Raw genomic sequence first — 22,313 nt, 5'->3', positions numbered from 1 at the left:
TATGGGTACGACGGGTGCTAGCGGTGCAGGCGCGCCGACGCACGACACGCAATTTTTGGCGCCAAGGGATGCGCCAAGGGACGGATGTGGGTGCGGCTGAGGCTCAGCAAGCGCTGGCGAACGTGCGGCCAGCTTCACGGTCGGGGGCGAGCGTGAAACTGGTTTGACGTTCGTTGAGCCGGCTCATTTCACGGTCGGCAGATCGGGGCTGGACACGTCGTAGGTCCGTCCGGGCTGGGTCAACAGCGCCGCCAGCTTCTCGGCCTTCTCTTCGGCGCGGTCGGTGGTGCCCCAAATCACCACGCGGCCGTCGGAGAGTGTCAGGGTGATAGCGGACACCGAAGGGGCCGCGATGCGGCCCACCTGGCCAGCGACCTCGGGACGCAGCGCGATCAACACCTGTAACGCGGCCAACGTGGCCGGATCCGTGGGGCCCGGATTGTCGACATCGATGTACGGCAACGCCGGTGGCGGTGGATCGGTCGCGAAATCCACTCCATCGCGGTCGAAAAGGTGTGGACCGTCGGGGAAATCCTTCACCACCAACGGAACTCGCTCCACGATAGTGATTCGCAGCGCCGACGGGTACTGGCGCTGCACCCGTGCGCTGGCCACCCGCCGGATTGCCGCCACCCGATCTGCGACCTGGCTGGTATTGATCTGCAATAGCGGCGTTCCGAGCCGCACCTGGGCCGCGTCCAGGACCTCGTCGCGGGTCACTGCGCCAGTACCGGTAACGACAATGCTGCGGGCCGACATCGCCGGCGTGAAATACAAGATCAACGCAAGTCCTACCCCAACAACGAGCACGATCATCGTGGCGAGCAACATCTTCAAGCCCTGAACGACCCCCCGCGCAACGGGTTTGGATTCCTTGACGACGTGCCCGCTTGCCCGTCGCTTGGCCTCGCGACGGGCGTGCTCAATCGCGGTGGCGCGGGCTTGTGCGGCGCGACGTTCGGCCCGCTCTCGACGGGCGCGCCGCCGCGGCCCCTCGAACTCGTCGTGATCGGCCGGCTGGTCCGGTGCGGTGGCGAGCGGTTCGGTAGCCGCTTCGGCACCGGAGTCGCCCGGTTCGTCGGCGACTAGGTGAACGGGGTCAACCTGGTCAACCGGGCGGCCCTCGTCGGGTTCGGTCACGGCAGCACTCCTGGCCGGCCAGGCGGGTTGCGATTAGCCCGCATCCGAAGTGCGGCCACGATCTCCGGACCCAGCAAGGTAACGTCGCCGGCACCCATGGTGACAATGACGTCGCTCGGGCCGGCGGCTGCGGCCACCTCCGCGGCGACCGCGGAGAAATCTGGGAGGTAGTGCACAGGCACGGTGACGTGTGCGGCGACGGTGGCACCACTGATACCGGCGAGCGGTTGTTCGCGGGCACCATAGACGTCGAGTACGAATACTTCGTCGGCGGCGTCCAATGCGCGACCGAACTCCGCGGCGAAAGCTTTTGTGCGGGAATATAAATGCGGCTGAAACACAACCAGTGACCGACCACCGCCGCTCGGCTGCAGCACCGAGCGCACCGCCGCTAGCGTCGCGCTGATCTCGGTCGGGTGGTGGGCGTAGTCGTCGAAGACGCGTATCGATCCGGCTGCCCCCACCAGTTCGAATCTGCGACGAACTCCCTCGAAGCCGGCCAGGCCGTCGAGCACCTCGTCGATCGGGACGCCGACCTCGGCCGCCGCCACCAGCGCACCCAGCGCATTGAGCGCCATGTGTCGTCCGGGCACCGCAAGCCGCATCACCCGTGGATCCGGTTCGCCGGCCAACTGGATGTGCGCGACGGCATCGGTGCCTTGCTGTTCCCACGACACCAGCGCTGCGGCCAACGGCCCAAATGCGGTCTTCGCCGACCCGTAGCGCAGCACCCGAAATCCAAGCTCAGCTGTGCGTCCGGCGAGCGCGGCCGCGCCCGGGTCGTCGGTGCACACCACCACGGCGCCGCCGGGGGCGAGCCGCTCCACAAAGGAGTCGAACACCCCGACATAGGCTTCGGTGCTGCCGTAGAAGTCCAGGTGGTCGGACTCGATATTGGTGACCACGGCAACGTCGGGCGTGTACTCCAGCAGCGAGCCGTCGCTTTCGTCGGCTTCGGCCACGAAGCAGTCACCGCTGCCGTGGTGGGCGTTGGTACCGGCCTCCCCCAGCTCACCACCCACTGCGAATGACGGATCGCGGCCGGCGTGCTGTAGCCCGACGATGAGCATCGAGGTCGTTGTGGTCTTGCCGTGCGTCCCGGTGACCATGAGCGTGGTGCGGCCGGCCATCAGCTTGGCCAGCACGACTGGTCGCAGCAGCACCGGGAGCCCCCGCCGACGCGCTTCAACGAGCTCGGGGTTGGTCTTGGGGATGGCGGCGCGGGTGGTGATAACCGCGGTGACGCCACCAGGCAGCAGGTCCAGCGACGACGCGTCGTGGCCGATTCGGATCAGCGCGCCGCGAGCCCGCAACGCGTGTACTCCGCGCGACTCCTTGGCGTCGGACCCCGATACCAGCCCGCCGCGGTCCAAAAGGATGCGGGCAATGCCCGACATGCCGGCTCCCCCGATGCCGACCAGGTGTACCCGCTGCAGTTCGGGCGGCAACTGCTGGGTGTTCACGACACTTCCCTGGAACGAGCCGTGTGGGCGATATCCAGCGCCGCCTGGGCCACGTGGCGTGCCGCATCGCGGTGTCCCACCTGCGCGGCAGCCGCCGTCATCGCCGATAGCCTCGGCAGGTCGGTGAGCAACCCGGCCACGTCGCGAGCCACTCGGGTCGGCGTCAGGTCGGCATCGGCGACCACCATGCCGCCGCCGGCGTTCACTACCGGCAGCGCGTTAAGCCGCTGCTCGCCGTTGCCGATCGGCAACGGCACGTAGATGGCCGGCAGCCCCACGGCGCACACCTCGGCGACCGTCATCGCCCCTGACCGGCAGATCACCAGGTCCGCGGCAGCGTAGGCCAGGTCCATCCGCTCGAGATAGGGCACCGCGACGTACGGCGGGTCCTCGGGGCGGGGTGTACCCAGCTGCAGGACGTTTTTGGGTCCGTGGGCGTGCAGCACGGAAACACCCGCGGTGGCCAGCTCGGCGGCGGCCGCCGAGACCGCCCGGTTAAGCGACACCGCTCCCTGCGAACCACCGAAGACCAGCAGCACCCTGGCATCGTCGGCGAAACCGAAGCGTGCCCGGGCTTCGGCTCGCAGCGCCGTGCGGTCCAGCGTGGTGATGGCCTGTCGTATCGGCACCCCGACCACCTCGGCGTGCCGCAATCCGGAATTCGGCACCGCCGCCAGCACTCGGTCGGCGGTGCGTGCACCGACCCGGTTGGCCAATCCGGCGCGGGCGTTGGCTTCGTGAATGACCACCGGGATCCGGCGCCTCAGTCTGGGCAGGCCGGGTATGCCCTTGGCGGCTAGGTAGGCCGGCAGCGCGACATAGCCGCCGAAACCGACGACGACGTCGGCGTCGACGGCATCGAGGATGGCCCTGGTCTCACGCACCGCACGCCACACCCGCGGCCCAAGCCTGGCCAGGTCACCGCTGGGCTTGCGGGGCAGCGGCACGGGCGTGATCAGCTCGAGGTGATAGCCGCGCGCGGGCACCAAGGTGCTCTCCAACCCGCGCGGGGTGCCCAGCGCGGTGATCCTGACATTCGGTTGTAGCGCGGTCAGGGCATCGGCGACGGCCATCGCGGGCTCCACATGGCCGGCGGTACCACCGCCGGCGAGCACGATCGACAACTCAGAGCCGTGGTTGGGTACTCCCAGCCTGCCGGCCGGCTCCCTGACCGAGTCGTTCACCCGTAACGCTGACCTTCCAATGCGCGAACCCGCCCAGTATGACGCTGCCCGGCGTGCCGCTGGCCCGCTCGGCGCGCCGGCCGATCGGCTCGGCGCGGTTGCGCCGGTCGCAGCGGCTCACCGGCCTTCCCAGCCGCAGGCCGGGGGAGCTTGCGGACGGCCGGCTGCTTGGCCGGTAGCGAGTGAGGGCGCTTGCGGTCGCGAAACGCCTCGAGGCGGGTCGGCACATACGGCTCGGGTAGCGGCAGCCGCAACAGTCGGTTCACTTTATCGTCGCGGCCAGCACGCAGCGCGGCCACCGCCTCCGGCTCATGGCGCGCCGCGTTGGCGATGATGCCGATCATCGACAAGGTGGTGGCCGTCGAGGTACCGCCTGCCGAGATCAGCGGCAGTTGCAGCCCAGTGACCGGCAGCAGCCCAATCACGTAGCCGATATTGATGAACGCCTGTCCCAGCACCCATAACGTCACAGTGGCGGTCAACAGCCGCAGGAAGGGGTCGGCGGAGCGGCGAGCGATCCGCATGCCGGTGTAGGCGAATAGCCCAAACAACCCCAACAGGCCGAGCGCGCCGATGAAGCCCAGCTCCTCGCCGATGATCGCAAAAATGAAGTCATTGTGCGCGTTGGGCAGATAGTTCCACTTGGCCACACCTTGACCCAAGCCGTCGCCGAAGATGCCGCCGTGGGCCAACGCAAATTTCGCCTGCCGAGCCTGGTAGCCGGAGTCCATCGGATCGTTGTCGGGGTCGAGCCAGGACCGCACCCGGTCGGATCGGTAACCCGCGGTCATGGCCAGGATCGCCGCCGAGATGACGACCGCGGCCAGTGAGCTGGCGAACACGCGCAGTGGCAAGCCGGCGTACCACAGCAGGCCCAGCAGGATGATGCCCAGCGACACCGTCTGCCCAAGGTCGGGCTGCGCCACGATCAATGCCAACGCGACCACCGCGGCCGGCACCAGCGGAATCAGCATCTCCCGCAACGACGCCCGCTCCATACGGCGGGCGGCCAACAGATGCGCGCCCCAGACGGCGAACGCCATTTTGGTCAGCTCCGAAGGCTGCATCGAGAGGCCCGCGACCACAAACCACCCGCGCGAGCCATTGGCGACCTTGCCGATTCCCGGTATGAGTACCAGCACCAGCAACACAATGGTGACTGCGAACCCGGAGAACGCGATGCGTCGCAAGAACTGCACCGACATGCGCAAACCGATATAGCAGCCGATAAGCCCCACGCAGGTCCACAGAACCTGCTTGCCGAAGATCACCCAAGCCGAACCGTCGTCGTCATAGGAGCGCACGCCGGAGGCCGACAGCACCATGATCAAGCCGAGCGTCGTCAGCAGCGCGGCAACCGCAAAGATCAAGTGAAAAGAGGTCATAGGACGGCCCAGCCACGCGCCAAAACGGGTGCGCGGATCCTGCGCCTCGGACTTGGATTGGGCCTGCTGCCCTGAGGAGCCCGAAGTAGCCGTATCTTCGTCCTGCTCGCTGGCCTGGACCGGCTCCCCCGGCACTGTCGTACTCTCGTTTGCCTTGCCCCGGCGCAGCAGCCGGGTCAGCGCGGTAGCCACTGCGGACTACCGGCGTCCAGCGCGCACAGCGGCCGCGAAGGCATTACCACGGTCGGCGTAGCCGTCGAACTGGTCGAACGACGCGCCCGCAGGTGCCAGTAGCACCGTGTCGCCGGGCTTGGCCAGGTCACGGGCGGCGGCCACCACGGCCTTCATCACGCGGGTACCGAGCGGGTCATTCGATTCGTCTACTTCTGTAACATAAGCACCAGGAGCCACAGGCATATCAGCATCCTCGCTTGTCACAACGTGGACGACGGGGACATCCGGCGCGTGTCGCAATAACGCCTCGGCAACCAGGGCGCGATCCTGACCGATGAGCACCGCCCCGACCAGCCGCGATGCGATGCGGCCCACCTCCGCGTCAACCGATGCACCCTTGAGCAATCCGCCGGCAACCCAAACCACGCGCGGATAGGCCAGCACCGACGCCTCGGCAGCGTGCGGGTTGGTGGCTTTGGAATCGTCGACATAGGTGATGCCGTCGGCAACCGCCACCACTTCGGCGCGGTGTCGACCTACATGAAACGCGGCGACCGCCGCCGCGATCGCCTCGGCCGCCACCTCGACGGAGCGAGCCAGCGCCGCGGCGGCCAGCGCGTCGAGCACTCCGACCGGCCCCGGTACCGGTATCGATGCGACCGGTAACAGCACCAGGTCGTCGGCGAAGGCACGGTCGACCAGGTAGCCATCGCGCACGCCCAGCTCTCCCGCAGCGGGCTCACCAAGCCGAAAGCCCACGCGCAGCTGCGCCGGAGCGGTGTCCAAAAGCGCCGCCGCCCGACTGTCGTCCAGCCCGACAACCGCCACCCGGCCGGTCAGCACCCCGGCCTTGGCCTGGGTGTATGCCGCCATCGTGCGGTGCCAGTCGAGGTGATCTTCGGCGATGTTGAGTACCACGCCAGCCTCCGGGCGCAGCGACGGCGCCCAGTGCAGCTGAAAACTCGACAACTCCACGGCGAACACGTCGGCGGGCTCATCCAGCACGTCCAACACCGGGCTGCCGATGTTTCCGCACAGCACGCTGCGGCGACCACCGGCCGTCAGCATGGCGTGCAGCATCGACGTCGTGGTGGTCTTGCCGTTGGTTCCGGTGACCACCAGCCAGCGACGCGGCGGTCCATAACAGCCCGCTGCATCCAGCCGCCAGGCCAATTCCACGTCGCCCCAGATGGGTACTCCTGCGGCCGCGGCCGCAGCCAGTACCGGCGTGGTCGGCTGGAAACCCGGACTGGTCACCACCAGCGCGTACTTGGCGACCTGCTGTGCTGCGACCGACGGATCCAGGGTCGCCACTCCGCTTTCGACATACGGACGCAGCATGGTTGGATCGTCGTCGCACACTGTCGGCGTGGCACCAAGCCTGGTCAGTGCCGCCAGCACCGCCGCGCCGGTCACCCGGCCACCGGCTACCAAGACCGGCGCGCCCGCCACCAAGGGGTCAAGCAGCTCAGGCATCGATCGTGGCCAGCCATTCGCCGTAGAACAGAGCCACGCCCAGACCGCAGCTGATCGCGGCGAGCAGCCAGAACCGAATGATCACTGTGGTTTCGGCCCAACCGATTAACTCGAAGTGGTGGTGAAAGGGCGCCATCCGGAAAACCCGGCGCCCGGTGGTTCGGAAGGCCAGGATCTGTAGTACCACCGACGTGATTTCGGCGACAAACAGCGACCCCAACACCACCGCAAGGAGTTCGGTGTGGCTGGTGACCGACAGCCCGGCGATGATGCCGCCCAACGCCAGGGACCCGGTGTCACCCATAAAAATCTTGGCGGGGGCGGCGTTCCACCACAAGAAGCCGATGCAGGCTCCGGCGGTCGCGGCGGCGATGAGTGCCAGGTCCAGTGGATCGCGCACGTTGTAGCAGCCCAGGCCCGGCGCGGTGACACACGCGTTGCGGTACTGCCAGAAGGTGATCAGCACGTAGGCGGCGGTCACCATCGCCATCGAGCCGGCAGCCAGCCCGTCCAGCCCGTCGGTGAAGTTGACCGCATTCGACCAGGCGCTCACCACGACCACGCAAAACAGCACGAACAGCGCCGGAGCCAGCGTGACGGTGGCGATCTCACGCACGTAGGACAAGTCAGCGCTGCCCGGCGTGAGGCCGGCCGCGTTGTGAAACTGCAGCACCAGCACCGCGAAGAGCACAGCAGAGGTGAGCTGGCCGAGCGTCTTGGCGGTCTTGTTCAGTCCCAGGTTGCGTGACCGCCGGATCTTGATCAAGTCATCAAGAAACCCGACCCCGCCGAGCGCGGTGGCCAGACCCAACACCAGCAGCCCCGATGCGGAAATACCTTCGCCATCGAAGGTCAACCCGGCGATGTGGGTGCCGAGGTAGCCTGCCCAAATACCGGCCAGAATCGCCACCCCGCCCATCGACGGCGTGCCGCGTTTGCTGTGGTGGCTGGGTGGGCCATCCTCGCGGGTCTGGTGACCGAATCCCTGTTTGGTGAATAGCCGGATCAACGCCGGCGTCAGCAGGATGGAAACCATCAACGCGATGGCGACAGCGATCAGGATCTGTCTCATGGCTGTCCCTCGCGGTTATCGGCGCCCACGCCGTCGGCTACTAACGCATCGGCCAGCACCCCGAGTCCGGCGGAGTTCGACGCCTTGATCAGCACCACGTCGCCAGGTTGGACTTCCGCCCGCAACATTGCCAGAGCAGCATCGGCGTCTGAGACGCTAACGACTTCGCCGCCCCATGAGCCTTCCATGACCGCTCCGTGGCGCATGGCGCTCATCGACCTCCCGGTTCCCACGACAACGAGTCGAGACACATCTAAGCGCACCGCGAGCCGGCCGATGCGATCATGCTCGGCAATCGCGTCCATGCCGAGCTCGGCCATCTCACCCAGAACCGCCCAGCTGCGCCTCTTGGTGGGCGGGCTATCGCCAGACTGGCCAGACTCGCCGTGGGCGATCCAGGCCAGCGCCTGCAGACCGGCCCGCATGGAGTCGGGGTTGGCGTTATAAGCGTCGTCGATCACCGTCACCCCGTCGGCCCGAGTGGACACTTGCATCCGATGACGTGACACCGGACCTGCGGCAGCAAGTGCGGTCGCCGCCTGCTCGAGGCTGGCGCCACATTGGAGCGCTACCGCGGCAGCGCATAAGGCATTGGTGACCTGGTGGTCGCCGAACACGCCCAGGTGAACCTGCGCGGCGCCAGCACCTGAGTGCATGGTGAACTGCGGCCTGGCCAGCTCGTCCAACAACACCGGCCCAGCCCGCACATCTCCACTGCTGCCGCGACCAACCCGAACGACCCGGGCCTCGGTGACCGCGGCCATCGCCGCCACAGCCGGGTCATCGGCGTTGAGGATCACTACACCCGACTTCGGAACTGCTTGGGGCAGTTCGGATTTGGTTCGTGCGATGACCTCACGGGAACCGAACTCGCCGAGATGCGCGGTGCCGACGTTGAGCACCACCCCGATCGCCGGCGGCGCGATCTCGGCCAGCGCGGCAATGTTGCCCGGATGGCGGGCCGACATCTCCAGGATCAGGTAGTCGGTGTTGCGGGTGGCGCGCAGCACGGTCCAGGGATGCCCCAGCTCGTTGTTGAAGGAGCCGGGCGGGGCAATCACCTCACCCAGGGGCGTAAGCACCGCGGCCACCAGATCCTTGGTCGATGTCTTGCCTGAGGAGCCGGTGATCCCGATGATGGTCAGCCCATTGGCGACCAGCTCCCTGGCCACCGCTGTGGCCAGTTTGGCCAGCGCCGCCAAGACGGCTGCACCCGAACCGTCAGTGTCGTGTTCGAGCACCCCGGCCAAGGCGCGCTCGGTGGGGCGTGGCGGGGGCGTGACCACGATGGCCGGGACACCGACCGGCCGGGCGGCCAGCACGGCGACCGCCCCGGCCGCTACCGCCGCCTGCGCATGCTGGTGCCCGTCGCTGCGCGCGCCTGGCAATGCGAGGAACAATCCGCCGGGACCGACCGCGCGTGAGTCGAACTCGACCGTCCCGGTGACATGGCGCTGCGCGGCATCCTGCGGCGAGATATCGGCTAGCGTGCCGCCGACAATTTCTGCGATCTGGGCCACGGTCAGGTCGATCATGCGCGGATCTCCGGACGCCCAAACGCCTCCAACGCCGCAGCCAGCTCCACCCGGTCGTCGAAGGGACGCACCTCACCGCCGCCCCGCTGCCCGGTTTCATGCCCCTTGCCGGCAACTAAGACCACGTCACCGCGGCGCGCCCAGCCCACCGCGTGACGGATCGCGTCCCGTCGATCGCCGATCTCGACGACCTGCGCATGGCCGCCGGCTGCCGCAGCCCCGGCCAGGATCTGCCGTCGGATTGCCGCCGGGTCCTCACCGCGCGGATTGTCGTCGGTGACCACCACTAGATCGGCCAGCTCGGCGGCGATGGTCCCCATCGGTGCACGCTTGCCGGGGTCACGCTCGCCACCGGCACCGAAGACCACGGCCACCCGGCGATCCGGATGCACCAGCGCGGTCAACACCGCCCGTAAGGCGCCGGGTTTGTGGGCATAGTCGACCAACGCCAAAAAATCTTGACCTCGGTCCACTTGTTCCAGCCGCCCGGGCACTCGGGCCTCCCGCAGCCCCGGCGCGGCCTGCTCCGGTGAGACCCCAACCGCGTCCAGAATCGCCAGTGCCAGCAGACAATTGGCGATGTTGTAGCTCCCGGGCAACCCGATCCGCACCCGGTGTTGCATGCCGGCGGGGTCAATGGCGGTGAATTCCTGCCCGCCGGTGCCCATCGGCACGACATCGACGGCAAGCCATTTGGCGGTCTGAGCGCAGGCGCTGACGGTGATCGCGTCACCGGCCCGCGCGGCCATCGCGCGCCCAGCTTCGTCGTCGACGCACACCACGGCCGTCCGGGCGCGCAGCGCGGAGGCCGGGTCGAACAGCAAAGCCTTGGCCTCGAAGTAATCGGCCATGGTGGGATGAAAGTCCAGGTGGTCGCGCGACAGGTTGGTGAAGCCGCCGACCGCGAAGCGGGTGCCGTCCACCCGGCCCAGGGTCAGCGCGTGACTGGACACCTCCATGACCACGGTGTCCACCCCGCGCTCTGCCATGGCCGCCAGCAGGGCCTGCAGCGCGGGCGCTTCCGGCGTGGTCAACGCGCTGGGTAGGTCAGTGCCGTCGAGGCGGATGCCGATGGTGCCGATCAGCCCAGCGACCCGGCCACCAGCGCGTAGCCCAGCCTCCACCAAATACGTCGTGGTGGTCTTGCCGGATGTTCCGGTAATTCCGACGACGGTCAGCCGGTTGGACGGATGCCCATACACCGCGGCAGCGGCGTCGCCCAGCACACTGCGGGGCGCCGGATGCACGAGCACCGGAACGGTCCTGGTGGGCGCATCAGGCGCGGCCTTAGCCAGCTCAGCAACCCCGGCCGGGTCGGTCAGCACCGAGACCGCGCCACGTTCGATCGCCGCTGCGGCGTGGCGAGCACCGTGGGTGGCCGAGCCCGGCAGCGCGGCGAACAAGTCACCGGGCTGCACCTCTTGGGCACGCAGCGTCACACCCGTAATTGGCGTATCCGGGATCGTTGCCACCCGGCCGCGGCCTTCGGCCATGATCGCGCCGATGTGGGCGGCGAGCTCAGCGAGCGGCACACCTGCGCCGGCCCTGGGGCGCAAACCAGCGGACACCGACTCCACCTCTGTCACCACCTCCGTCCGACGACCGCCGCTGAAGAATCATGATCGGCCATGACCCTACCTAGAGCCACTCGTCGTAAGCCGTTTCCGCGCCCGCGGGGGCGTTGATTCGGTCGCTGCGTTTCCTAGCGGAAACTAGGTGGCCTGCAAGACGAGCGGCGGCCCGGGGTCGGGTGACAGCGGCACATTCTCGCGCTGCATCAGCCAGCCGGCGATGTTGTGGAACAGCGGAGCCGCCGAGTGGCCCGGACTTCCATCGGCGTTGCGCTCTGGATTGTCCATCATCAGCCCGATCACATAGCGGGGATTGTCCACCGTGGCCAGGCCGGCGAAGGTGATCCAGTAGACGTTGTCGAAGTAGCACCCACAGCCAGGGTTGATCTGCTGCGCGGTGCCGGTCTTACCTGCCATCTGATAGCCCGGGACCGCGGCTGCCGGCCCGGTGCCCTGTTGGTAACCCATCGGGTCTTGCTGCACGACGGCACGCAGTATCTGGCGCACTGTCTGGGCGGTCTGCGCCGACACCACCCGAACGCCCTCGGGACGTGGTTCCTCGGTCCGCGTGCCGTCCGCGGAGATGGTCGCCTTGATGATGCGCGGCGGTATCCGGACCCCGTCGTTGGCGATCGCCTGATACATGCCGGTCATCTGCAACAGGGTCATCGAAAGGCCCTGTCCAATAGGCAGATTCGAAAAGGTGCTGCCCGACCATTGGTCGATCGGCGGCACCAGCCCCGCGCTTTCGCCGGGCAACCCGACACCGGTGCGCTGGCCCAGCCCGAACTTGCGGACCATGTCGTAAAAGCGCTCCGGACCGACCCGCTGGGCCAACATGAGCGTCCCGACGTTCGACGACTTCCCGAACACGCCGGTGGTGGTGTAGGGCATCACTCCGTGTTCCCAGGCGTCGTGCACGCTGACGCCGCCCATTTGGATGGTGCCGGGCACCTGCAGCACCTCGGCCGGGTTGCTCAGCCCGTACTCGATCACTGACGACGCGGTGATGACCTTGTTCACCGAACCCGGCTCAAAGGGCGAGGAAACCGCCAAGTTGCCCAGTTGTTTGTCGCTTTGCCGCCCGATGTCTTGGGACGGGTCAAAAGTGTTGTCATTGGCCATGGCGAGGACTTCGCCGGTCGTGGCGTCGAGCACGACGGCCGAGACATTGCGCGCCCCGGATAGGTTCTTGGCTTGCTGCACCTGCTGCTGCACGTAGAACTGGATGTCGTTGTCGAGGGTGAGCTGCACGGTCGAACCGTGGACGGCTTTGTGCCGGTTACGGTAGCTGCCAGGGATGACAACACCGTCTGACCCGCGGTCATAGGTCACCGAGCCGTCGGTTCCGCCTAGTGCGGCGTCCAGCGAGTCCTCCAGACCCAGCAGACCGTGTCCGTCCCAGTCGATGCCGCCGACGATATTGGCCGCCAACGAACCACCCGGGTACTGACGCAGATCCTGGCGCTCGGAGCCGACCTCGGGATACTTCGCGCAAATCGCCGTGGCGACAACGGGGTCGACAGCGCGCGCTAGGTAAACGAACGACTCGTTGCTTTGCAGCTTCTTGAGCAGCGTCGCGGCGTCGGGCTTGTTATTCAGCTTGCCCGCGATTTCCGTGGCGAGGTCCTTGATGCGCTGTTGTGGGTCAGGCGCAGCCGGAGATTTCTTCTTAGCCTCCTCCAACTGCTGGCGAACCCGTTTGGGCTGAAACGTCAGCGCGCGGGCTTCGATGGTGAACGCCAGCCGATCGTTATGCCGGTCGACGATGGCGCCGCGCAGCGCTGGTTCGACGTCGGTGACTTTGAGCTGGCCAGCCGCCTGAGCACGCAGCTCGGCGGCACTTGATACCTGCAGGAAGAACAGTTGTGTCGCGGCCACTATCATGAGCGTGAAAATCACCGCGTTTCCGGCCCGATGCCGAAAGACGAACGACGCACCGCGGGTAGCCACCTGCACCGCCTGACGGGTGCGCCGTTCCCGTGCTGAGCGACCGGGCGGTATTGCCGGTGCGGGCGCGGTATGGCTGGCTTTCGCGGGATCCTTGGCATTGCCGGAACGCTTCGGTTCCGTAGCGTCCGTACCTCGGCGCTGCGCCCGCTTCCCGGGCCGTGCCGGCTGCTGAGATTGCGGCGCTCCGCTAGGCTTGGCGGCCGCTCGACGTGGTCGTCTCGGCGCAGCCGGACGTGGTCGCCGGGGCTCGTCGCGGCTCACCGTGGCGCTCCCGGCGCGGTCAAAGTGAGCGGGCCGAACTGTTCGCCGTTGACTGTCGGTGCGGGCGTCGGTTGTAGTACGGGGCCGAGACCCGGGGGCACCGGCGCTACCGGCGCTGCGGGAATTGTCGGGGCTGCCGGAAGCGCGGGCGCCAGCGCCACACCGGGAGCAGCGGCGACCGCAGGGGGCAATGCGCCGGCTGACAATGGCAGCGGCACTTCGGCCGGTACCGACCCCGGCACCGGCAGCTGCGCCGGTACCGGTAACTGCAGTTGGCCCGGCAACGGGACTGGTCCGGGCGGCCCAGGCAGTTGGCCGGGCAGGTGGTTGGAGTCCGAACCCAACGTCGATGCGCCATCTGGGGTGCGAGGCAGCAGCTGTGGACCAGACCGCAAGGGCGATGGAGGATCACCGGGGCCGGGCATCACTCGAACCGGAACCTCGGGGGGAACCGTCGGCGGCTTGGGTGGTGGCGGCGGACCTTCTTCGGGCAGCTTGTTGTTCAGCGGAGGAGGAGGAACACCGTCAGCCGGCTTCGGGGTGCCCACCACGACCCAGTTGCCGTCTGGAGCCTGAACCAAATGGGCGGTATCCCTGGTGGGGATCATGCCCTGCTTGCGCGCTGCCTCTGCCAGCGCCGGCGCCGACTGTGCTTCACGAACGTCACGTTCCAGCGATTCCTTCTGCTGCTGCAACATCCGAGTCCGGTTGCGAGCATGACTCAGCTCGTACGAACGCTCAGCGGCATCCGTGGACAGCCACAGGGTAAGCGCCAACCCGACGCCCAGCGACCCGATCACCAATACCACGAACGGGACCCTGCTCACCAGGGTCTGGGGCCGCAGGTCGACCGCTGCCAGCCGGGCGGCCACGCGTTCGGTCAGCTTGGGTCGTACCACCTTAGGGGCCTTAGCTTTTCTGGCTATCGCCCGCGCTTTGGCCTGCCTGGTGTTCTTGGGCCGCGCCGGGCGGTCGACGGGCCTGGGCAGCGGGCTGGTTTGGGGCCCCGAGTTCGGCGTGCGCGCCTCCCGGTTCGGCGCCGCGGTCTTTCCGGAACGGGTGCGCCGCGCGGCCGCGTCAGCCTTTGCGCGCCCATTCGCCGTGGTATTGCGGTCGCGCCCGCTGCTGCGGCGTGTGCCGCTCACCCGCGCCGCACGCTTCGTCTTCATGAATCGCCCTTCCCGGTGGCATGCTGCGGTTCTGCCTCGTGGCCAAGGCGTTGCACCGCCCGCAGTCGCACTGATGTGCTGCGTGGGTTGTGTTCCATTTCGGCTGCGTCGGCGTGTTCGGCACCGTGCGTCAACGACCGAAATCGAGGTCCGTGGCCGGGAAGTTCGACGGGTAGTCCGATCGGCGTTCGAGAGGCCACCGCGTCGACGAACACCCGCTTGACGATTCGGTCCTCGAGCGACTGGTAGGCCATCACCACCATGCGCCCACCCACCGAAAGTGCAGCCATCGCGGCGGGGAGGGCGCTGCGCAGCGAGTCCAACTCGTCGTTGACCGCGATGCGCAGCGCCTGAAAGGTGCGCTTGGCCGGATGCCCGCCGGTGCGCCGGGCCGGAGCTGGAATCGCCTGATAGACAAGGGCAACAAGCTCGCTGGTCGAAGTGAACGGGGTGTGTGCGCGCTGGCGGACAATACGGGCTGCGATGCGGCGAGCGAACCGCTCCTCGCCATACCGCTGCAAAATATCCACCAGTGCGCCTTCGTCGTAGGTGTTGACAATCTCCGCCGCCGTCAGCGGCGAGCCAGGGTCCATCCGCATGTCCAGCGGCGCGTCCTTGGCGTATGCGAAACCGCGTTCGGCACGGTCGAGCTGCATCGACGAGACACCCAGATCAAACAGCACCCCGTCGACCGATTCCACCGGGCCACAACCTGATTGGGCCAGCGCATCCGCGAGACCGTCGTAGCGGGAAACTACCAGCGTGATCCGATCGCCGAAGCGTGCCAACCGATTCCGGGCGATCGTCAACGCGCTCGGGTCACGATCGAGCCCAATCACCCGCAAGCCTGGCAACTCGGTCAGAAACCGCTCCGCATGCCCGCCTGCGCCGAGGGTGGCATCGACAAGAACCGCCTCGGAGCCGTCTGAGTGGTGCCGGGTCAGCGCCGGGCTAAGCAGCTCGACGCAGCGCTGAGCCATGACTGGGACATGACCGAAATCCCTTGGGCCATCAGCCACGGCGACCCCTCCCCGGGTAAGGCAAGACCAGCCTGCCAGCCATGTCGCCGCTGCACCGAGGTCCCTGTCCGAAGGCACGCACCTGGCGTTGGGGAAGTACGCCAGGGTCGGTTCGGGCAGAGACCACGGTGCACCGGCATGCACCTCAGATGATGTCGCTGAGTGCTTCATCGCTGGCTGCGGAGAAGTTCTCTTCATGAAGTTGCTGATAGTCCTGCCAAGCTTGAGCGTCCCAGATCTCGAGGTAGTCGACCGCTCCGATCACTACGCAGTCCTTGGAAAGCCCGGCGTAGCGGCGGTGGTCGACCGACAGCGTGATTCGACCCTGGCTGTCGGGGTGCTGCTCGTCGGTGCCGGCGGCGAGATTGCGCAAGAACGCTCGTGCTTCCGGGTTGCTTCGCGGTGCCTTGCTCGCCCGGCGCGCCAGCTGCTCGAACTCCGACCTGGGATACACGGCAAGGCTGTGATCTTGGCTTTTGGTGACCATCAACCCCCCTGCCAGTGCGTCGCGAAACTTGGCCGGCAGCGTCAGCCGCCCCTTGTCGTCGAGTTTGGGCGTGTAGGTGCCCAGAAACACTAGGCCACCTCCCACCTAGGGCCGCTCCGCTTACCCAAACACTTCAGCCACCATACCCCACAATCCCCCACTTCACCCCATTGACGAAGTGTCGTCGTGGTGTTTACTCCCGAGTTGACCACCTCCGAACCGGAGCGAGCCACTTCTTGCGCACCCGCAGTCCGCTACCAATGGGAAGAATCCGCATTTCAAAGCCTTATCCTCGCGAACCGGGCGCGAAGTGGGGCGTAGTGGGGAGCGGGGATGGCTAGTATCGGTCACAACTCGGGTTCGGTATGGACTAGGCGCCGAGACCGGCCGCGGATCCGCCTGCAGACACGGACACGGACACGGACACGGACACGGACACGGACACGGACACGAAAAAATACGGGGCAGCCAGGGGCTGCCCCGTAAGTCTTGGTGCGTTCGCCTACTCGTCGAAACGGCGGCGGAACCGATCCTCCATGCGGCTGGTGAAGGAGCCTCCTGCTCCTTTGCTGCGACGCTGGCGCGCCGCTCCGGACGCCTGCCGAGAGTGATCGCCACGGCCAGATAACCGCGGACCAGTGACGGCAAACACGACGCCGCCGAACATCACGACGAAACCGAAGACGCTCAGAATCGGGAAGCTTCCGATCATGGTGGCCTTGAACGCCACCCCGGAAACCAGCAAGGCCAGACCGACAACGAATAGCGCCGCGCCCTGCAAGCGCCGTCGCGCGGTCGGTGCGCGGAAGCCGCCGCCACGCACACTCGACGCGAACTTGGGGTCTTCGGCGTAGAGAGCGCTCTCGATCTGTTCGAGCATCCGCTGCTCATGATCGGAGAGTGGCATTCGTCCCTCCTTGCCGACAGACTGTCACGTAACCACCGTTGCAATGCGGATGCCCGGTGTCAGGGCAACTAACTCAGATGATACGAGGTCAATCCAAGCCGTACCACTGGTTCGCCGGGCGATTCTATCCCGGCCGCGCCGCAGCGTACGAACTGAGCCGAAATACCGGTGTGGTCCAGCTGGTCACCGTGTCCTATCCGCCTAGTACCGGCCCCGCGTCGACCGCTACTCGAAGCGCGCGAGCGCGTCGTCCGATACTGGAGCTAGGCACCACACCGGATCACGATGAGGAGGGCACCGCGAGTTGTCGATATTCCTCATTGATCTGGCGCCCCCCGAGATGGAGCGTCGACTCACCGAAGCCCTGACGGTCTACGTCGACGCCATGCGTTACCCCAGGGGCACCGAAAGTCAGCGTGCCGCCATGTGGCTAGAGCACATCCGGCGACGCGGTTGGCGGGCGGTCGCCGCTGTCGAAGTGCCGGACACAGCAGAGCCAGACGGAATCATCGGTGCGGACCTCGACAGGCAGCTGTCGTTGGCTGTTGATCCGAGCAACGCGCCCATCGTCGGGGTGGCTTACGGTTACCCCGGTGCACCCAATCAATGGTGGCAGCAGCAGGTTGTCTTGGGCTTACAACGCAGCGGATTTCCGCCGCAGGCAATCTCGCACGTGATGAGCAGCTACTTCGAGTTGACGGAATTGCACATTCACCCCCGTGCCCAGGGCCGCGGCCTGGGCGAGGCACTGGCCCGCCGGCTACTCACCGACCGCCAGGAGAACCACGTCCTGCTCTCAACCCCGGAAACCAACGGTGAGGCCAACCGGGCTTGGCGGCTGTACCGGCGGCTGGGCTTCATTGACATCATCCGCGGCTACTATTTCGCGGGTGACCCAAGGGCGTTTGCGGTCCTGGGCCGCACGCTACCCTTGCAACCCGCACCCCCGGACGGCTGCCCAAGCGGCACACCGGGTCTGGCACGATGACCTGGTGCGCGCCAGCTCTCCTTCGCTTACAGCCCGAAAGTCCTCGACCTTGCGGGCCCGTCGACGCCGCGTGCTGGCCGTCGTGGCGTTGCTGATGCTGATGCCGCTGGCCACCGGATGCCTGCGCGTTAGAGCGTCGATCACCATCTCGCCCGATGACCTGGTGTCCGGAGAGATCATTGCGGCGGCAAAACCCAAGAACAACAAGGACACCGGGCCCCAGCTCGACAGCAATAACCTGGCGTTCAGCCAGAAGGTGGCCGTCTCCAACTACGACAGCGACGGCTATGTGGGCTCGCAGGCCGTCTTTTCCGATTTGACCTTCGGGGAGCTGCCGCAGCTGGCAAACATGAACTCCGACGCCGCCGGGGTGAGCCTCTCGCTGCGTCGCAACGGCAACCTGGTGATCTTGGAGGGCCGCGCAGATCTGACATCACTGGGCGATACCGACGCCGACGTCGAGTTGACGGTCGCCTTCCCGGGAACGGTGACCTCCACCAACGGCGATCGCATCGAACCGGAGGTGGTGCAGTGGAAGCTCAAGCCGGGCGTCGTGAGCACCATGAACGCCCAAGCGCGCTACACCGATCCCAACACCCGATCATTCACCGCGGCAGGCATCTGGCTAGCCATCGCGTCGTTCGCCGCCGCCGGCGTGGTGGCATTGCTGGCCTGGATCAACCGGGACCGCTCCCCCAGGTTCACCTCAGCAGGCGAGCCACCACCAAGCTGAGTTCGTCCGTTTGCGGCTAGCTCTGCTTGTCGGGCGCCCAGTAGTCGAGCATCTCGGCGAAGGTCTGAAAGGCCGGCGACGAAAGGCCGTAGGTAGCCTCGAAATGGATACTCAGCGGAAAGCCGAGGTCGACGACACCGTCGATCACCCGTTTGTACAGGTCAACCATTAGCTGACGCTTCTGAGCCGGTTCGCTGCCGGCCAATGCCTGGACGAATGCCTGCTCGTCGGCGACCGCCGCGTTGCCCGGGTCTTGGATGAGCCAGTTGATCAAGCCGACGCGAGCCTCCACCTGAGGAACGAAGCCGAATGACAGCAAAATTTCGGGGCGATGATCGGTGTTCTGGGCGAACTCGCTGAGGAAACCCGCAATCGCATCCGAATACAACAACTGGGTCATGCCGTAAGTCGCGCCCCGATTGCACTTGAATTCGAGCCGACCCTGCTCGCCTTCTCGGGTGGGAATCACGATCACCCCACGGTTAGCCACCAGCTGGCGATAGATGGACAACGCGTCGGTCGGTGCGACGCCGAAGCCCTCGCCGTCGTTCATCGTGCGGGGTACCCCGACGAAGACCACGCCCTCCATCCCCGCATCACAGAGGTCGCCGAGTCGCCGGCCGAGGGATGCCTCGTCCATGAAGGCGGTGACCTGGGTGCACAAGCCGCTGACTCCGGGCAATTCCGGTTTGATGATCGACCAGAACTCCAAGACGTCAAGCTTGGGTTGCATGGGGACAGGCCGATCGTCGTCTTCGGCGATCATTCCTGGAATCATCACGTGCCGAATCCGGTCGTCGAGGCCTGCATCGGACGAAAATCGCAGCAGTTTGTCCGCGTCTTCCAAGGCCCGCTCGCGACCACCGTCCACGTTGGGAGGCACCAGCTCGAGCGCGATGGTGTTGAGCGTCACGCAATTCCTCTTCCTCTGATGACTAGCTGCCAAGCACGCCACGTCGCGTGAGCCCCCACACCGGGCCCGGCAGATCTGCGACTCGGGCCTCTCCGACAGCATAGGGGCGTGCGGGCCGGCGGGCGCGCGGCAGGCGCGAGCCTTGACGAATGTCACTGCGCAAGTCAGGCAAACCGTCCGCCCAGGCCAGCGCCTAATACACTGACGGGCCAGAGACTGGCCGAGCAGAAAGGGGCGCCGCGCTGAGCGTCGAAGCATCGGCAACCGACGAGTTGGGCGGCGTGATCACCGACCAACTGCGCCGGTATTTACGCGACCGCCGCAGCGGCGCCGCGTATATCGGCAGCGATTACGACGCCTTAACCGCCTGGCTCGAAGAGTTTGCGCTGCGCGGAGGCAAGCGGCTGCGGCCGGTGTTCGCGTACTGGGGCTGGCACGCCGTGGCAACGCGGGAGCCCAATCCCGACGTGCTGCTGTTATTTTCCGCACTGGAGCTGCTGCACGCCTGGGCGTTGATACACGACGACGTGATCGACGCCTCCTCAACCCGCCGGGGACGCCCAACAGCACACGTGCATTTCGCCGCGTTGCACCGCCAGCGCAACTGGCTCGGCCCGGCGCACCAGTTCGGGATCTCAGCCGCCATCCTGCTCGGCGATGTGGCGCAGGCGTGGGCAGACGACATCGTCTCCGACATCTCCCAGACCGGCCTGTCGGCCGACGCGCAACGGCGGGTGCGGCGGGTTTGGGCCGACATCCGAACTGAAGTGTTGGGCGGGCAATACCTCGACATTGTCGCCGAGGCCAGCGCCGCGACGTCAATCGCCGCGGCGATGACCGTCGCGACGTTCAAAACCGCTTGCTATACCGTGTCGCGGCCATTGCAACTCGGGGTGGCAGCCGCGGCCGACAGGCCTGACGTTGCCGCCGCATTTCACCAGTTCGGGACGGACCTAGGGGTGGCATTCCAGCTGCGTGACGATGTGCTCGGCGTGTTCGGCGACCCGGCGGTCACCGGCAAGCCGTCCGGTGACGACCTCAGGTCAGGAAAGCGCACGGTTCTGCTCGCCGAGGCAGCTGAGTTGGCCGACAAGTCAGACCCTCGGGCGGCCGCCCTGTTGCGCACCTCAATCGGCACTGAGCTGACCGACGCCCAGGTGAGCGAGCTGCGCGAGGTCATTGCGGGGGTCGGTGCGTTGGCCGCGGCGGAGAACCGGATCGCCGAGCTCACCCAACGAGCGCTGGCCACCCTGGCGTCCGCACCTATCAATGCGAGTGCCAAAGTCGGATTGTCCGAGTTGGCCCGGACCGCCACCGACCGGTCAGCCTAAACTGATGACCAGCAACATGCCGGCACCAGAAGCCGACCTAGTGACTAAAAGCTCACTGAGCCAACGGCTTTCGCAGCTTCGCGGGTTCGCTACCACCCCACCGGCCGGACCCGCCTGGCTGGGTTTTCTCGGTTCGGCGTTGATCACTGCGGGGGGGCTCGGGGCCGGCAGCACCCGCGAGCACGACCCGCTGCTCGAGTCGATTCACATCTCCTGGCTGCGCTTCGGTCACGGGTTGGTGCTGTCGTCGATCGTCCTGTGGTTGGGCGTGGGTCTCATGCTGATCGCCTGGTTGAGGCTGGGCCGACGCGTGCTGAGCAACGGCGTCACCGAGTTCACCATGCGTGCCACCACCGCATTCTGGCTGGCCCCGCTGCTGCTGTCGGTGCCGGTTTTCAGCCGGGACACCTACTCATACCTGGCCCAAGGCGCACTCCTGCGCGACGGCTTCGATCCCTATGCGGTTGGGCCGGTGGGCAATCCGAATCCGTTACTGGACGATGTGAGCCCGATCTGGACCATCACTACAGCGCCCTACGGTCCGGCGTTCATCCTGGTCGCCAAACTTGTGACGATCGTAACCGGCAACAATGTGGTCGCCGGAACCATGCTGCTGCGCTTGTGCATGCTGCCCGGGCTGGCCCTACTCATTTGGGCTGCTCCGCGCATGGCTCGTCACCTCGGCGCAGACGGCGCCACCGCGCTGTGGATCTGTGTACTCAACCCGCTGGTGCTGATCCATCTGATGGGCGGGGTGCACAACGAGATGCTGATGGTCGGCCTGATGGCGGCCGGTATCGCGCTGACCATGCGGCGTCGTCACGTGGCGGGCATCACACTCATCACGGCCGCGATCGCGGTCAAGGCTACCGCCGGCCTGGCACTGCCCTTTCTGCTCTGGATTTGGATGCGCCATTTGCGCGACGACCGGGGATACCGGCCGGTCCCGGCGTTCCTAGCTGCCGCCCTGGCATCGCTGGTGATCTTCGTCGTGGTGTTTGCCGTGTTGTCGGCGATAGCCGGTGTCGGACTCGGGTGGCTCACCGCGTTGGCCGGGTCGGTAAAGATCATCAACTGGCTCACCGTGCCGACCGGTGCGGCGAACCTGATCCATGCCTTGGGCAGTAACTTTTTCACGTTCGATTTCTATACGCTGCTGCGAATTACCCGATTGATCGGGATTCTGATCATCGCGGTGTCGCTGCCGATCCTGTGGTGGCGGTTCCGCGGCGATGACCGGGCCGCCTTGACCGGCATCGGGTGGGCGATGCTGATCGTGGTGTTGTTTGTCCCAGCCGCCCTGCCGTGGTACTACTCGTGGCCGCTGGCGATTGTCGCCCCACTGGCGCAGTCACGGCGTGCACTGGCTGCCATCGCCGGCTTCTCCACCTGGGTGATGGTCATCTTCAAACCGGACGGCTCCCACGGCATGTACTCCTGGCTCCACGTCGGGCTGGCAACCGCATTTGCGTTGCTGGCCTGGCACTCGCTGTTACGGGTGCCGGAGCCGAGTACCGAGCAAGCGCAAGTCGTTCAGTAAGCCGCAAGAAGC

The 22,313-nt window shown here is 66.6% G+C and carries 18 protein-coding genes; 4 read left to right on the top strand and 14 right to left on the bottom strand.

The features are described 5' to 3' along the window. Positions 1-183 precede the first annotated feature (183 nt). The 13 genes from F0Q45_RS10025 to F0Q45_RS09965 all read right to left on the bottom strand — a co-directional run bounded on the left by F0Q45_RS10025 (position 184) and on the right by F0Q45_RS09965 (position 16,796). Positions 184-1,140: a cell division protein FtsQ/DivIB gene (locus tag F0Q45_RS10025; RefSeq protein WP_149653799.1), complete on the bottom strand. Its 957-nt coding sequence runs from the start codon at positions 1,138-1,140 to the stop codon at positions 184-186. Next, complete coding sequence (gene murC, locus F0Q45_RS10020; RefSeq protein ID WP_149653798.1) at positions 1,137-2,603, bottom strand: UDP-N-acetylmuramate--L-alanine ligase; 1,467 nt, start codon at positions 2,601-2,603, stop codon at positions 1,137-1,139. Before murC ends, F0Q45_RS10025 begins: the two co-directional genes overlap by 4 nt. Further along, positions 2,600-3,787 (bottom strand): undecaprenyldiphospho-muramoylpentapeptide beta-N-acetylglucosaminyltransferase, encoded by a 1,188-nt coding sequence (gene murG, locus F0Q45_RS10015; protein ID WP_149653797.1) that lies wholly within the window; start codon positions 3,785-3,787, stop codon positions 2,600-2,602. The genes murC and murG overlap by 4 nt, the downstream gene beginning before the upstream one ends. Beyond that, positions 3,784-5,364 (bottom strand): putative lipid II flippase FtsW, encoded by a 1,581-nt coding sequence (gene ftsW / locus F0Q45_RS10010; RefSeq protein WP_262490935.1) that lies wholly within the window; start codon positions 5,362-5,364, stop codon positions 3,784-3,786. The genes murG and ftsW overlap by 4 nt, the downstream gene beginning before the upstream one ends. Positions 5,365-5,370: 6 nt before the next feature. Further along, positions 5,371-6,813 carry a UDP-N-acetylmuramoyl-L-alanine--D-glutamate ligase gene (murD, locus tag F0Q45_RS10005; protein ID WP_149653813.1) on the bottom strand — a complete coding sequence of 481 codons (1,443 nt, stop codon included), beginning with the start codon at positions 6,811-6,813 and terminating at the stop codon, positions 5,371-5,373. Between the two features lies 1 nt (position 6,814). Then, the gene (gene mraY / locus F0Q45_RS10000; protein WP_149653796.1) at positions 6,815-7,894 is read right to left on the bottom strand and encodes a phospho-N-acetylmuramoyl-pentapeptide-transferase; all 1,080 of its coding nucleotides are present in this window, start codon (positions 7,892-7,894) and stop codon (positions 6,815-6,817) included. After that, positions 7,891-9,429: a UDP-N-acetylmuramoyl-tripeptide--D-alanyl-D-alanine ligase gene (locus tag F0Q45_RS09995; protein ID WP_149653795.1), complete on the bottom strand. Its 1,539-nt coding sequence runs from the start codon at positions 9,427-9,429 to the stop codon at positions 7,891-7,893. The genes mraY and F0Q45_RS09995 overlap by 4 nt, the downstream gene beginning before the upstream one ends. Further along, the gene (locus F0Q45_RS09990) at positions 9,426-11,018 is read right to left on the bottom strand and encodes a UDP-N-acetylmuramoyl-L-alanyl-D-glutamate--2,6-diaminopimelate ligase (RefSeq protein WP_373424947.1); all 1,593 of its coding nucleotides are present in this window, start codon (positions 11,016-11,018) and stop codon (positions 9,426-9,428) included. Before F0Q45_RS09990 ends, F0Q45_RS09995 begins: the two co-directional genes overlap by 4 nt. Positions 11,019-11,141: 123 nt before the next feature. After that, a complete protein-coding gene (locus F0Q45_RS09985) occupies positions 11,142-13,214 on the bottom strand; it encodes a peptidoglycan D,D-transpeptidase FtsI family protein (RefSeq protein WP_149653794.1) in 2,073 nt (690 codons plus the stop codon). Beyond that, the gene (locus F0Q45_RS09980) at positions 13,211-14,383 is read right to left on the bottom strand and encodes a hypothetical protein (protein ID WP_149653793.1); all 1,173 of its coding nucleotides are present in this window, start codon (positions 14,381-14,383) and stop codon (positions 13,211-13,213) included. Before F0Q45_RS09980 ends, F0Q45_RS09985 begins: the two co-directional genes overlap by 4 nt. Further along, positions 14,380-15,546: a 16S rRNA (cytosine(1402)-N(4))-methyltransferase RsmH gene (gene rsmH / locus F0Q45_RS09975; protein ID WP_149653811.1), complete on the bottom strand. Its 1,167-nt coding sequence runs from the start codon at positions 15,544-15,546 to the stop codon at positions 14,380-14,382. Before rsmH ends, F0Q45_RS09980 begins: the two co-directional genes overlap by 4 nt. Position 15,547: 1 nt before the next feature. Continuing rightward, positions 15,548-15,979 carry a division/cell wall cluster transcriptional repressor MraZ gene (gene mraZ, locus F0Q45_RS09970; RefSeq protein WP_149653810.1) on the bottom strand — a complete coding sequence of 144 codons (432 nt, stop codon included), beginning with the start codon at positions 15,977-15,979 and terminating at the stop codon, positions 15,548-15,550. 412 nt (positions 15,980-16,391) lie between these two features. Next, positions 16,392-16,796: a DUF3040 domain-containing protein gene (locus F0Q45_RS09965; RefSeq protein WP_149653792.1), complete on the bottom strand. Its 405-nt coding sequence runs from the start codon at positions 16,794-16,796 to the stop codon at positions 16,392-16,394. A 304-nt stretch (positions 16,797-17,100) separates the two neighbouring features. Between F0Q45_RS09965 and F0Q45_RS09960 the strand changes: the two genes are divergently transcribed. Both F0Q45_RS09960 and F0Q45_RS09955 read left to right on the top strand, forming a co-directional pair. Beyond that, the gene (locus F0Q45_RS09960) at positions 17,101-17,784 is read left to right on the top strand and encodes a GNAT family N-acetyltransferase (RefSeq protein WP_149653791.1); all 684 of its coding nucleotides are present in this window, start codon (positions 17,101-17,103) and stop codon (positions 17,782-17,784) included. Between the two features lie 94 nt (positions 17,785-17,878). Further along, positions 17,879-18,517: an LppM family (lipo)protein gene (locus F0Q45_RS09955; protein ID WP_149653809.1), complete on the top strand. Its 639-nt coding sequence runs from the start codon at positions 17,879-17,881 to the stop codon at positions 18,515-18,517. 16 nt (positions 18,518-18,533) lie between these two features. Here the strand turns inward: F0Q45_RS09955 and F0Q45_RS09950 are convergent, their stop codons facing one another. After that, entirely contained in the window at positions 18,534-19,430 is an 897-nt protein-coding gene (locus tag F0Q45_RS09950) for a mycobacterial-type methylenetetrahydrofolate reductase (protein ID WP_149653790.1), read from the bottom strand. 272 nt (positions 19,431-19,702) lie between these two features. On the opposite strand from F0Q45_RS09950, the gene idsA2 reads away from it, so the two are divergent. Together idsA2 and F0Q45_RS09940 are read left to right on the top strand one after the other, a co-directional pair. After that, positions 19,703-20,761: a bifunctional (2E,6E)-farnesyl/geranyl diphosphate synthase gene (gene idsA2 / locus F0Q45_RS09945; protein ID WP_149653789.1), complete on the top strand. Its 1,059-nt coding sequence runs from the start codon at positions 19,703-19,705 to the stop codon at positions 20,759-20,761. A gap of 4 nt (positions 20,762-20,765) precedes the next feature. Next, entirely contained in the window at positions 20,766-22,301 is a 1,536-nt protein-coding gene (locus F0Q45_RS09940) for an alpha-(1->6)-mannopyranosyltransferase A (RefSeq protein ID WP_149653788.1), read from the top strand. The last annotated feature ends 12 nt before the right edge of the window (positions 22,302-22,313 follow it).

Origin of the sequence: Mycobacterium simiae (assembly GCF_008370645.1) — a bacterium.
GTDB lineage: Bacteria > Actinomycetota > Actinomycetes > Mycobacteriales > Mycobacteriaceae > Mycobacterium > Mycobacterium simiae_A.
Note: the sequence above shows the minus strand (reverse complement) of the source record. Positions and strands in the feature narration are given on the sequence as shown.